Annotated in this window: 10 protein-coding genes; 4 read left to right on the top strand and 6 right to left on the bottom strand. The window is 72.2% G+C overall.

All coding sequences use genetic code 11. The features are described from left to right. Positions 1 to 33: 33 nt before the first annotated feature. The 3 genes from BLU79_RS16205 to BLU79_RS16215 form a co-directional block, all read right to left on the bottom strand. Entirely contained in the window at positions 34 to 1698 is a 1665-nt protein-coding gene (locus BLU79_RS16205; protein WP_093906445.1) for a serine/threonine-protein kinase, read from the bottom strand. A 73-nt stretch (positions 1699 to 1771) separates the two neighbouring features. Then, positions 1772 to 2914, bottom strand: coding sequence for a hypothetical protein (locus BLU79_RS16210; protein ID WP_093906446.1), 1143 nt, complete (start codon positions 2912 to 2914; stop codon positions 1772 to 1774). Between the two features lie 140 nt (positions 2915 to 3054). After that, positions 3055 to 5130 (bottom strand): glycoside hydrolase, encoded by a 2076-nt coding sequence (locus tag BLU79_RS16215; RefSeq protein WP_093906447.1) that lies wholly within the window; start codon positions 5128 to 5130, stop codon positions 3055 to 3057. Positions 5131 to 5444: 314 nt separating this feature from the next. Between BLU79_RS16215 and BLU79_RS16220 the strand changes: the two genes are divergently transcribed. Continuing rightward, positions 5445 to 6473 carry a LacI family DNA-binding transcriptional regulator gene (locus BLU79_RS16220; RefSeq protein WP_093906448.1) on the top strand — a complete coding sequence of 343 codons (1029 nt, stop codon included), beginning with the start codon at positions 5445 to 5447 and terminating at the stop codon, positions 6471 to 6473. A gap of 70 nt (positions 6474 to 6543) precedes the next feature. Here BLU79_RS16220 and BLU79_RS16225 read toward each other — a convergent pair whose 3' ends face one another. From BLU79_RS16225 to BLU79_RS48610, 3 genes are all read right to left on the bottom strand, one after another. After that, positions 6544 to 7326, bottom strand: coding sequence for a DeoR/GlpR family DNA-binding transcription regulator (locus BLU79_RS16225; protein WP_093906449.1), 783 nt, complete (start codon positions 7324 to 7326; stop codon positions 6544 to 6546). A 51-nt stretch (positions 7327 to 7377) separates the two neighbouring features. Further along, the gene (pdxA, locus tag BLU79_RS48605; protein ID WP_218137775.1) at positions 7378 to 8394 is read right to left on the bottom strand and encodes a 4-hydroxythreonine-4-phosphate dehydrogenase PdxA; all 1017 of its coding nucleotides are present in this window, start codon (positions 8392 to 8394) and stop codon (positions 7378 to 7380) included. Positions 8395 to 8463: 69 nt separating this feature from the next. Beyond that, positions 8464 to 9693, bottom strand: coding sequence for a four-carbon acid sugar kinase family protein (locus tag BLU79_RS48610; protein WP_218137776.1), 1230 nt, complete (start codon positions 9691 to 9693; stop codon positions 8464 to 8466). 360 nt (positions 9694 to 10053) lie between these two features. Between BLU79_RS48610 and BLU79_RS16235 the strand changes: the two genes are divergently transcribed. Genes BLU79_RS16235 through BLU79_RS16245 form a run of 3 tightly spaced genes read left to right on the top strand, consistent with a single transcriptional unit; the run spans position 10054 to position 12804 of the window. Then, the gene (locus BLU79_RS16235) at positions 10054 to 11034 is read left to right on the top strand and encodes an aldo/keto reductase (RefSeq protein ID WP_256333330.1); all 981 of its coding nucleotides are present in this window, start codon (positions 10054 to 10056) and stop codon (positions 11032 to 11034) included. Between the two features lie 31 nt (positions 11035 to 11065). Beyond that, the gene (locus tag BLU79_RS16240; protein WP_093906450.1) at positions 11066 to 11851 is read left to right on the top strand and encodes an HpcH/HpaI aldolase family protein; all 786 of its coding nucleotides are present in this window, start codon (positions 11066 to 11068) and stop codon (positions 11849 to 11851) included. Beyond that, positions 11851 to 12804: a phosphoglycerate dehydrogenase gene (locus tag BLU79_RS16245; RefSeq protein ID WP_093906451.1), complete on the top strand. Its 954-nt coding sequence runs from the start codon at positions 11851 to 11853 to the stop codon at positions 12802 to 12804. Before BLU79_RS16240 ends, BLU79_RS16245 begins: the two co-directional genes overlap by 1 nt. Positions 12805 to 12815 lie beyond the last annotated feature (11 nt).

Consider the following 12815-nt stretch of genomic DNA (forward strand, 5'->3'; position numbering starts at 1 on the left):
TGAGCAACACACGCGAGGGCGCGGTGTGAGCCGTCAGTCCGCCGCGGGCGACACGCGGGTCACCTTGCCGTCGGTGTCGGCCTCCAGGTAGCCGGACTGGTTGTACTCGTCGCTCAGGTAGACGGCGATTCCGGCCGGGGTGTCGAAGACGTCGTTGGGCTGTTTCACCAGCAGGTAACGGTTCTCCGGATCCGGGACGTTGAGCTTCTTCCGCGCCTCCTCCAGGAGCGCGGGAACCTTGTCCCAGTTGAAGTCGTCGAGGCTGACGGGCTGTTCGCCGCCGGAGAGGGTGCCTTTGATGATGCCCTTCTCCACGCCCTGGCCCGGACGGTAGGTGTAGGAGTCGTATTTGGTGTCACTGCCGTCGACCATGAGCTGGGCCGACACGAAGTCCGGGTAGACCGAGAAGTCACCGAACCTGTCCCTGCCGGTCTCCTCCTCGAATGCCTTGATCGCGGTGCGGATGCCCTCCGGGGTCAGCATGTCGCCGACCTCGGGGTCCTTCGACTGCTGGGCTGCGGGGGCGGCATCGGTCGGTGAGGCGGTCGCCTTCGGGGTCGAGGTGGCCGAGGGGGTGGGCAAGCCACCCGCGGCGGAGTCGCGTGCGTCGGCTCCCAACGGCAGCAGCCACCAGGCCAGGGCGCCGGCCAGCGAGACTCCCGTCACGCTCAGCAGGACAGCGCGGCGCGGGCGAGGTCGGCCTGCCGCTCCCCCGGGCACGGTCACCGGTTGGGGCGGAATCTGCCCTGGAAGGGGCTGTCCCGGCGGCGGGCCGAACCCGGCGAAGGTGACGGAAGGCGGCGGGGTCAGCGGATACGAGGTGGGCTCGTCACGTACGGCCCCAGCGGCCGGCCCCGACTCGATCTCGGCCAGCCTCAGGTCCAGTACCGAGGCCGACGGCCGTGCCGACGGGTCCCGCACGAGCACGCTCATCAGAACGTCGCCGAGGGCACCGGCGCGCACCGGCGGCGCGACGTCGTCGTTGAGCACCGCGGCGAGGGTCGCCAGGGTGCTGCCCCGGCGCAGGGGGTGGTGGCCCTCCACCGCGGCGTACAGCATCATCGCCAGCGACCACAGGTCGGAGGCGGAGCCGCCCTCGTTCCCCGCTATGCGCTCCGGTGCCATGAAGTCGGGCGTTCCGATGATGGAGCCGGTGGCCGTGAGTCCGGTCGTCTCACGGATCGCGGCGATGCCGAAGTCGGTGAGGACGGGGCGCCCGTCGGGCCGCAGCAGCACATTGGCCGGCTTGACGTCCCGGTGCTGGATACCGGCGTCGTGTGCGGCGGTCAGCGCGGCCAGCACCCCCCGCCCGATCCGCGCCGCCTCGACCGCCGCCATCGGGCCCTGTGCCAGCCGGTCGGCCAGCGATCCGCCGCTGACCAACTCCATGACGAGCCAGGGGTAGGTGCCGTCGCCGCCGTCGACTATGTGGTGGATGGTGACCACGTTCGGATGGTCGATGCGGGCCAGCGCCCTGGCTTCACGCAGCACCCGCTCGCGCAGCATGCGCGCGCCGTCGGGATCGTATTCGGCGAGGTCCCGGTCGGGCGGCCGGACCTCCTTGACGGCCACGAGCCTGTGCAACGCCAGGTCCCTGGCCCGCCAGACCGTCCCCATCCCGCCCCCGCCGAGGCGGGCCTCCAACTCGAAGCGCCCGTCGACAACTCGTCTGCCGGCGCCTCTGTCGTCCTCGCTCATGGGCGGGAGCATAGTTGCCGGCACCGACAGCCTTCGCCGCAGCTGGATCGGCAGATACGCACGCGTTCCGCCGCTATCCGCGCTGCGCGAAGCGCCGCCACTCACGGCCCCCGTCGCGAGAGATCCACAGCCCTTCGCCCTCCACCAGGTCGTACGTTGCCGTCGTCGCGTCCGCGATGCCGTAGAGCGTCGTGCCGTGGACGGTGAACGACGTGAACCTCGCCGGTGTCTTCAGCTCGTGGAAGGCGCTGTTGGTGCGGTCGTCCGCGAGCCAGTAGCGGCCGCCTTCCTCACCGACGAGCAGGCGCCCGTCCGCAAGCAGGTCCAGGACCAGCGCCTCCGGGCCACGCTGCAGGTCCCGCCAGGGGATGCCGCCGGCGAGGACCGTCTGCCAGTGCTCTGCGCTGTCCGTCGTCACCAACACGCCGCGCACGCCCTCGCCCTCGCCCAGGACGAGGGACAGCGCGGCGGTGCCGGCTCGCGCAGCGAGGATGCCGCCCGTATACGGCTTCGGGACGGTGGTGGAACCAAGGGTGCGACCGTCGCGCTGCCATACGACGCGGTCGGGGTCTTCGGTCAGGGACTGGTCCAGGCTCCACACCGTGCCCCGCTCGTCCACGGCGAGACGGACGGCGCCGTCCGGCACTCCGGCCGGGGGCGCCACGGCTCGCGTGGCGGGGCGGTGGACGAGGGTCGGCTCCAGTTCGGCGAGCAGCCTGTCGCCGGGGCGGGTGCGCAAGGGGGTCTCGGCGATGACGACCCTCTGCCGCTTGCCGTGCAGGTCGAGGGCGTACGTTCCCTCGGCACCCTCCCCCTGCGGCACCCGTACGAAGCCCCCGCGCACCCCCTTGAACGCGGCCTGCACGGCCTCCGCGTCCGTGTGTTCCGCGTGCTCGGCGACCGTACGGCCGTCCGGGCCGACGATGCGCCAGGCCATGGCGGCCGGCCCCTCGTCGTCCTCGACGTTGCCGGCCTCGTACGTCAGGAGCAGCGAGCCGTCGTCCGCGCGTGCCACGCCGGTGGGTGCGCCGGCCGCCTCGATGACGTCGGCGGGGCGAGGGTGCGGATCCTCGATGACACGCTTGTACTTCGCCTCACGGTCCCCCGAGCCCCCGTCGTCGGAGCCGCCCGGGCCGCACCCGGCCAGCACCAGCGCCGCACTCGCCGCGGCCACGAGGCCGACCGTCTGCCTCTCGCGTTCCCTCAGCCATGCCATTGCCCCATCCTCCCCCTCCCTCCGGGAGAACCGGCAACACGACGTCACCGTCCCGGCCGCGACTTCTGCGGGGCCGGGACGGTGACGTCGTAGGCAAGGTTTCGTGACGCGCTGCCGCCGGCGCGGCGGCGCTTCCCGGCTTACGAGCCGTCGTCGGACGCGGTGCCGGCCGTCACGTCGGTCACCTTCCAGCGCTGGTTGGCGCCGGAGTTGGGCTGCCACACGCCGACCGCGGCACCTTCGTTCGTGGACTGGCCGCCGACGTCCGGGAGCTGGCCGGTGGCGGCGTTGACGAGGGTCCAGGTGCCGTCGCCGGTGGTGGACATGATCCACTGGGCGGCGTTGTCGCGACTGCCCTCATCGGGCTCGGCCACCAGCTTGCCGTCACGGACGGCGAGCCGCTTGTCCTGGGTCGCCTCGGTGAAGACGTAGCGCTTCCGGTTGTCGTTGCCCCGGCTGGTCTGCTCCAGCCTCCACTGTTGACCGCTCGGGTCCGCGGCGTCGGCGCTCTTGATGACGAGGCCGGTGCCGTTGTCGGCGATCGTGAGGTCCTTGCCGCTCTGGACGCCGGTCAGCCGGTAGGTGTGGCCCTTCTGGAGCTCGGCCGCGTCCTTCGCCACGCCGGTCACGCCCTTGACGAGGAAGGACGTCACGGACTGGGCGGGCACGGTGACCGTGGCCTGCTTGCCGGTGACCCGGACCGGCTGCTGCCGCTCCAGCTTGCCGTCGGCGCTGGTCACCACCGGGGTGACGGTGGCGTGGGACGAGACTCGCCCGAAATTCGAGAGGTCGAGGGTGACGTCGCGGGCCTCGGTGGTGCTGTTGACGTGGACGACGGTCGCGGCGTCGCCCTTGCGGGAGAGCGCAGCCGTGCTGGAGGTGTCGTTCGTCTTGATCAGCCGGTCGCCGGGCTTGATGTAGTGGGTGAAGTTGCGGGCGGTGTCGAACTTGGTGTTGGTGTAGATCGGGCAGCTTTCGAGGGTGTCCTTCGAGGTGCAGCTGAAGGAGAGCTGGATCGAGCCCCAGTTGCCGCCCTTGGCGGACTCGCCGCCGGGCTTCATGTTGTCGTAGTCCTCGACGGGCTGCCAGAACACCCAGGCCTTGGGCTCCAGTTCCCGCAGGTCGTCGACGATGCGCTGGGCGAGGCCCAGGCCCGGCCGCATGTCCGTGAAGCTCTGCCCGTCGCCCCAGTCGCCCTCGACCTCGCTCATCCACAGCGGCTTGTCCGCGGCCTTGGCCAGGTCGCGCACGGTGGTGCGCTGGCCGGTGCCGTAGGTGTGGACGTTCATCTGGCCGACGAGGTCGCGCACCTCCTGCGGGTAGGAGTTCCAGTTGGTGGCGAAGGTGCCGGGGTTGGTCTCGTCCATGGCGGAGATCTCCGCGTCGCTCTTGGACTCGCTCAGCACCGGGCCCAGCGCGCGGAGCACCTTCTGCTGGAGCTCGGGGCCGATGTGGGCGCCCTCCTGCCGGCCGCCGACGGGCTCGCCGTCCGCGCCGAGCTTGGTGCCCCAGTAGTTGGTGTTCGGCTCGTTGAAGGGGTCCAGGGTGTCGACCTTGATGCCGTGCGCCTTCTCCAAGCGCTCGGTGGCCCCCACCAGGTACTTGGCGAAGTCGTCGACGGACTCCGTCTTGAGCTGGTCCTTGCCCGCGTCGAAGTTGCCGGAGACGTAGCCGCTCTCGGTCATGAACCACGGCGGCGAGTTGCTGAACGTCTCCCAGTGGGTGATGTCCTTCTTGATGCGGTCGACCCACCAGCGCTGCGTTTTGTCCGCGTTCCTGTTCCAGTCGGCGGAGTCGTCGGCGTCCCACCAGTCGACGTCCTCGCGGGTGGTGCCCGCCGGGGCCTTCCACCAGCCCTCGACCGCTCCGCCGGCCCGCAGGTAGTCCTTGACGTCGGGGGCGTTGCCGCCGCCGATGTTGTAGCGGGCGATGTTCAGGGCGAGGCCGTCGTCCCCGAAGAGGAGCTTGGCCAGCTTCTCGCGTATCGCGGGCGGGTAGTCGCCGGTGGCGTTGGCGAACCAGACCAGGCTGGTGCCCCAGCCCTCGAACTTCTCCTGCTGGTAGGAGGGGTCGGGCCGGACGGTGACCGCGGCGGCGGCCGCGGCCGGGTCGGCGTGTGCGAGGGGCAGCGTGGTGGCGGCCAGGAGGGTTCCGGTCGCCAGGGCGGTGACGCCGATGGCCCCCAGGAGCCTTCTCTTGCGGGTGCGGTGTGCCATCTCGAGTACTCCAGCTCTTCTGCGTGCCGCGCGTCCCAGCGGGCTGCAGAGATCGGGGTCCGCACGGGGCGGTCTGGTGCGATTCGATGCGTTCTCGTATGGTTTCGACTAGCTAATGTTTACGTAAACATCCACTGGCGCGATGTCTACACTGTGCGAATCTCGGCGGTCAAGGAGTCGTCCGGGACAGAAAGTTGCGTGGCTTGGGGGCCGGGATGGACACGACGGACGACGGTGGCCGCACACCGGCGGGAACGCGCAGGTCGGAAGGCCGTACGAGACGGCGCTCGACCCGCCCCCGGCAGGGCGCCTCGATGGCCGACGTCGCCCGCGTCGCCGGCGTCTCCTCGCAGACGGTCTCCCGAGTCTCCAACGGCTTCCCCGGCGTCACCGACGAGACCCGCCAACAGGTCCTGGCCGCCATGCGGGAGCTGGGCTACCGGCCCAACAGCGCCGCGCGGGCGCTCAAACGCGGAGAGTTCCGCACCCTCGGCGTGATCACCTTCTCCCTCTCCACCATGGGCAACATCCGCACCCTCGAGGCGATCGCCACGTCCGCCGCCCAGCAGGGCTACGCCGTCACGCTCCTGCCCGTCGCCGTGCCGACCCAGGACGAGGTGAACGGGGCCTTCTCGCGCCTGGGCGAACTCGCGGTGGACGCCGTCATCGTCATCATGGAGATCCATCTGCTCGACGCGGCGACCGTCTCACTGCCGCCCGGCGTCCAGGTCGTGGTGGCCGACTCGGACGCCGGTGACCGCTACACCGTGGTCGACACCGACCAGGTGGGCGGCGCCCGCGACGCCGTACGGCATCTGCTGGACCTCGGCCACGACACGGTGTGGCACCTGGCCGGGCCCGAGGACTCCTTCGCCGCCCAGCGCCGCGCCAACGCGTGGCACACCACCCTCACCGAGGCGGGCCGGCTCCCACCGCCCCTCGTGCGCGGCGACTGGTCGGCCGAGTCCGGCTACCGGGCCGGTCTGCGGATCGCCGGCCAGCAGGACTGCACGGCCGTGTTCGCCGCCAACGACCAGATGGCCCTGGGACTGCTGCGCGCCCTGCACGAACGCGGCCGGAGAGTACCCGAGGACATCAGCGTCGTCGGCTTCGACGACATCGCCGAAGCCGCGTCCTTCCTGCCTCCCCTCACCACCATCCACCAGGACTTCGCCGAAGTGGGACGGCTCTGCGTCGAAGGGGTCCTCAGCAAGATCCGCCGACCCGCACAGGAACCGACGGGACACGGCACCACACTCGTCCCGACCCGCCTCGTCCTGCGCGACAGCACCGCACCACCGCCACCCGGCGGGGACGGCCACGGGGCGCGACCCCGGTCATGAACAGGCGCTCCCCGTACGGCACTTCACAACGTCCGGCCGTCCCGCTCCCCCGGACACGGCCGGGCCCGCCTCACGCCCCCGCCGGAGGCGCGATCTCCACCCGTACGCCCCGCGCCTCGAAGGCTTCGACCTGCGCGGCGGGCGCCGTCGCGTCCGTGACCAGGGTCCACTCCCCCGGGAGCGTCGCCCAGGCGTGGAACGGCGCGCGCCCCAACTTCGCGCCGTGGGCCAGCACATAGACGTGGTCGGCACGGCGGCACATCAGTTCCTTGAGGCGGGTCTGGCGCAGGTCCGCCTCGCAGATGCCGCGGTCGACCGTGACACCGTCGGCGCCGAGGAAGACCCGGTCGAAGGACATCCGCTCCAGCGCGGCCTCGGTCAGCGGACCGACGAAGCCCTCGCTGAGCGGGCGCAGCGTGCCGCCCAGGCACTCGACGTGCACGCCTTCCGCGCCCGACAGGGCGTGCAGCGCCGTCAGACCCGTCGTCGCGATCGTCAACTCCTTCGCGGAGCACAGCTCGTGTGCCAACGCGCCCACCGTCGTACCCGCGTCGAGCAGCAGCGTCTCCCCCGATTCGACCTGCCGCGCCGCCCACTGCGCGATGGCCCGCTTCTCCTCGTACGCCTCTCCCGTGCGCTGGCGCAGTGAGGCCTCGGGGTGCGCGGTCAGCGCCATCGCTCCGCCGTAGGTGCGGGCGAGGCGGCCCTGCGCGGTGAGCTGCGCGAGGTCGCGGCGGATGGTGGAGGGCGTGACGTCGAAGAGCCGGGAGAGCTCCTCGACACTGGCGAGGCCGGTGGTGGTGGCCAGGTGCACGATGCGGTCGCGTCGTGCCCGGGATGTGGTCGGCGGCATCTGCTCGGTCCTCTACGGTACGGCGGTAACGGCGGTGCAGGGGACGGCGGTTCAGGCCACCGGGGCAACCGGCGCGGTGGCCATCTCGGCCGCCTGGCGCAGTGCCTCGACCATGCTACCGGCCTCCGCCCGGCCGCTTCCCGCGATGTCGAAGGCGGTGCCGTGGTCGACGGAGGTGCGGATCACGGGCAGTCCGACGGTGAGGTTGACGCCCGCCTCGATGCCGAGAACCTTGACCGGGCCGTGGCCCTGGTCGTGGTACATCGCCACGATCAGGTCGTAGTCGCCCCGCGCGGCGAGGAAGAAGGCCGTGTCGGCGGGGAGCGGGCCGCGCGCGTCGACGCCCGCGGCCCGCAGCTTCTCCAGGGCGGGGACGATCTTCTCCTCCTCCTCGCCATAGCCGAACAGGCCGTTCTCGCCCGCGTGCGGGTTGATGCCGCAGACGCCGATGACGGGGTTCGGGGTGCCGGCCCGGACCATCGCCTCGTGGCCTCGGCGGACGGTGCGCTCGACGAGGCCCGGTTCGATGCGGTTCACGGCGTCGATCAGACCGATGTGGGTGGTGACGTGGATGACCTTGACCTTCTCCGTCGACAGCATCATCGAGACCTCGTCGGTGCCGGTGAGGTGGGCGAGGAGTTCGGTGTGGCCCGGGTACATGTGGCCCGCCGCGTGCAGGGCCTCCTTGTTGAGGGGCGCGGTGCAGATGCCGTGCACCTCACCGGCGACGGCGAGTTCGGCGGCGAGCTTGATGAACTCGTACGCGGCGTTTCCCGCGACGGGCGACAGCTTGCCCCAGGGCAGGTCGGCGGGGAGCAGGGCGAGGTCGACGACGTTGACGCGCCCGGGCGTGAACTCGGCGTCACGCAGGTGCTCGACGACCGCGATCTCGCATTCCTGAAGGCCGCGAATCCGGGCGGCTTCGCGCAGGCGCCGCGCGTCGCCGATGACGACGGGGCGGCAGCGGGTCAGTACGGCGTCGTCGAGCAGGGCCGCGACGACGACCTCGGGACCGATACCGGCGCCGTCGCCCATGGTGACGGCGATGAGGGGCAGCGGGGTGGTCATGGGAGCAACTCCTTGGCAGGGGGCCGGTAGCGGGCGGTGAGGTGTGGTGGTCGGTCGGGCACGGCTGGATCAGGCATGTGCCGCCGGGGCGAGCAGTTCGGGCCGTAGTGCGGTGGCGATACGGTGCAGGGAGTCCTCGGCGCCGAAGCTGCCGGGGCGGGTGACGACGCTGCGGCCGTCGGGGGTACGGGAGTGGACGGCGCCGTGGTGGATCTCGCCGAGGGGCACCAACTCCCGTATGGCCAGGGCGTCCAGGGTGGCTCGCGCCGTCTCGCCGCCGGTCAGGACGAGGTCGGGGCGGCCGGGATGCTGGACGGCGAGCGCGGCCAGCGCCGCGCTGAGGACACGGCCGGTGCGGGGACGCAGGCCCGCCGAACCGTCGATGGAGAGCACGGTCGGAGCGGTCCCGATGTCGGCGGGCAGTCGTGCCGTGCCCGCCGCCAACTCGTCCGGATCCACGGTCACATGGTGCGCGCCGAGCGCGGTGAGTTGCGCGATCTGCGCAACCGCGACGGGCTCCGCGGTCCCGATGACGAAGAGCAGCGGGGCGGTTTTCGGGGCGGGCGGGGGCAGCGCATGGGCGTCGGAGGCGGAGGTCCGCGCGAGCGCGCGCCCGAGTGCGGCTGCCAAGCCGCCACTGCCGAGGAGCCGGAAGCGGGGACCCAGTCGCAGCGTGGCGGCGGCGATGGCCGCCAGGTCGGCGTCGGTCTCGGCGTCCGGCGCCGGGTGCGCTCCGGCTGCGGCGATCCGTCGGAACTCGGCGTCGAGGGCGCCTCGTTCGGACCGGACGACGTCGAGGGGGACGGTTCGCACCGCCATACCCGTCAACGCCTCGGGGATCGAGCGCGGGGCGGTGGCCCCCTCGGCGCGCCAGCCGTCCGTGCCGTGCAGGGGAACGCCGTCCAGGTGCACGACACCCCCAACCACCGTGCGCCGGGCCGCGGGCAGCGCGGGTGCGATGACCACGGCGTCTGCGCCCTCGGCGTAGGCGGCGGTCTCCGCGGCGAGGTTGCCGCGCAGCTGCGAGTCCACCTTCTTGAAGAGCAGCCGGGCCGGGCCGCCCCGCGCCGCACCCAGTGCCGCGCGTACGGCATCCGCCGCCTCGTCGGGCAGCAGGTGGCGCGTGTCCAGGTCCACGACGAGGTCGCGGGGGACCGCCGCACCATCGGCCACCGCTCGGGCGGTGAGCGACAGGCGGACCGCCCCGCCGAGCGCGCAGGCGACCTCGGCGGCGCCCGACAGGTCGTCTGCGAGCGCGAGAACGGCCGGCACCCGGGACGACCCGGATGGCTCGGGCACGTACGCGGAAGTGCTTACGCACAAGAGTGGGGGCGGCGAAGCCACAGGATCGAACCTCCTTGAGAGCGCCCGGCATGGGCGACCCCGCTCGGATGATGACACACATTGCGCGATTCACGCGAGACCACTTGCGCGTTTCGCGCAGCCATGCGAGCGTTCCTCATGGCGCCGACGCCTGTCACCCGTGGACGGCGACGCCACCTGCGCATGCGGCGCACCATGCGCACCAGCGACGCACATCAGGCGTCCGGCCCGCCGTCCGGCACCACCGGAGATGCGCACATCGCACACGACATCGCATCGCTGGCGCCGCTCGCACCACTGGCACCGCTCGCATCACCCGCCCCGGAAGGAAACGCCGTGACCGTCGGCATCGATATCCCGCACGTCCCCGTCCCGCTGTCCCGTCTCGTCCTCGGCACGATGACCTTCGGCGACACCGTGGACCGTACGACGGCCGCGTCGATGCTGGACGCAGCGCTCGACGCGGGCATCACCGGCGTGGACACCGCCAACGGCTACGCGGGCGGCGAGAGCGAGCGCATCCTCGCCGAGCTGCTGCCCGGGCGCCGGGACCGGATCGTGCTCGCCACCAAGGCCGGCATCCCGCACCCCGACCAGGGCGACCACGCGCCGCTCTCCCCCGAGGGCCTGCGCGCCGCGCTCGACGGCAGCCTGAAGCGTCTCGGGACCGACCACGTCGACCTCTTCTATCTGCACCAGCCGGACCGCGCGACGCCGACGGCCGAGACCCTGGCGACCGTCGCCGAGTTCGTGCGGGAGGGCAAGGTCCTCGCTCTCGGTGTCTCCAACTTCGCCGCCTGGCAGATCGCCGAGCTCGGCCGCGTGGCCGACGAGGCCGGCGCGCCCCGACCGGTGATCGCCCAGCAGCTGCACAACCTGCTCGCGCGGCGCATCGAGGAGGAGTACGTCGAGTACGCCGCCGTCACCGGCCTGCGCACGATGGTCTACAACCCGCTCGGCGGCGGCCTGCTCACCGGCCGCCACACCTTCGAGCAGGCCCCGGACAGCGGCCGTTTCGGTGATTCCAAGCTGGCCGCGATGTACCGCGAGCGGTACTGGAACGAGGACCTGTTCCGCGCCGTCACCGACCTCACCCGCATCGCCTCCGACGCGGGCCTGCCTCTGACCGCCCTCGCCCTGCGCTGGCTGCTGTCCCGTCCCTCCACCGACGCGCTGCTGCTCGGCGGTTCGAAGGTCGACCACCTCAAGGCCAACATCGCCGCCGCTGCCGCGGGAGCGCTGTCCGCCGACGTGCTGGCCGCCTGCGACGAGGTGGGCGCCCGCCTGCGCGGTCCGATGCCCGCCTACAACCGCTGACCGCCCCACCCCCTCTGTTACGGAGACATTCATGGCAACCGGCCGCACATCAGCCGAGTTCACCGCCGCCCTGCGCGCCCGGGAGCGGCTCATCGGCTACTGGTCCCTGCTCGACTCCCCGATCGCCGCCGAGCGCCTCGCCCGCATCGGCTACGACTACCTCGCCTTCGACGCTCAGCACGGACTCTTCGGCTACCAAGGCATGCTGAACAACCTCCTGGCCACCGACACCAAGGGCAGCACCGCCGTCGGCATGGTGCGCGTGGAGGCCAACGACCTCACCTACATCGGCAAGGCACTGGACGCGGGCGCGACCGCCGTCATCGTCCCGCTGATCGACAACGCGCAGGACGCCGCGGACGCCGTCGCCGCCGTCCGCTACCCTCCGCTGGGCCGCCGCTCGTACGGGCCGATGCGCGCCCAGCTCCGGATCGGCCCGAACCCGGCCGACACCCACGAGCAGACCGCCGTCCTCGCGATGATCGAGACGGCCGACGGTCTCGCCAACGTGGAGGCGATCTGCGCGACGCCCGGCCTCGACGGCATCTACGTCGGCCCGTCCGACCTGCGCCTGGCGATCGGCGGCGCGACGTCCACCGACCCGTCCGTGCAGGAGGAGTTCGAGCAGGCTCTGGCCCGCATCAGCAAGGCGGCCGAGGCGGCGGGCATCGCGGCGGGCATCCACAACGCCGACGGCGCGAGCGCCGCCCGCCGCCTCGCCGAGGGCTTCACGTTCGCCTCGGTCGCGGCCGACGTCGTCCACCTCCAGCAGATCGCCACGTCCCACCTCGAAGCGGCGCGCGGCGGAGCGCGCTGATGCCGACCACGCTCATCACGACGCCCACCTTCGCTCGGCATTCGGCGCGCCCCTGGCAGATCCTCGAGGAGGCTGGGGCGGGACCGCTCCGCCCCCGCGCCGACGCGGCCCTGCCCACCGCCGAACTCCTCGCCCACGCCATCGAGGCGGACGCCCTCATCGTCGGCATGGACCCCATCACCGCCGAGGTGCTGGACGCCGCTCCCCGCCTCAAGGTGATCGCCAAGCACGGCGTCGGCGTGGACACCATCGACGTGGCCGCCGCCCACGCGCGCGGCATACCCGTCGTGTGCGCACCCGGCAGCAACTCCCGTGCGGTGGCCGAGTACAGCTTCGGTCTGCTCCTGTCGGCGGCGCGTTCCCTCACCGCCTCGCACACCGCGGTGGAGTCGGGCGGCTGGCCGAAGCTGTTCGGCCCCGAACTGCACGGCAGGACGCTCGGCATCGTCGGCTTCGGCCGCATCGGCCGTCTGCTAGCCGGCTACGCCCACGCCTTCGGGATGCGCGTACTCGCCCACGACCCGTACGTCCCCGGCGACGACGTCCGTGCGCACGGCGCCGAACCGGCCGCCCTCGACGACCTGTTGGCCCGCGCCGATGCCGTCAGCCTGCACTCCCCGCCCGACCCGTCCGGCACGCCGTTGCTGGACCGCGCCCGCCTCGCGGCGATGCGGCCGGGCGCGATCCTGGTCAACGCGGCGCGCGGCGGCCTCATCGACGAGAGCGCGCTCGCCGCCCTGCTGCACTCCGGGCAGCTCGGGGCCGCGGCCCTCGACGCCTTCAGCACCGAGCCCCTGCCCGCCGACCACCCCTTGCGCGAGGCGCCCCGCACCCTCCTCACCTCGCACATGGCCGCCTGCACTCCGGAGGCCAATCAGGCCATGGGCGCCATGGTGGCCGAGGACGTGGTGCGCGTACTGGCAGGCGAGACGCCCCACCACCAGGCCCGCTGAGCCCCGTCACC

Source organism: Streptomyces sp. cf386 (assembly GCF_900103585.1).
Lineage (GTDB): Bacteria > Actinomycetota > Actinomycetes > Streptomycetales > Streptomycetaceae > Streptomyces.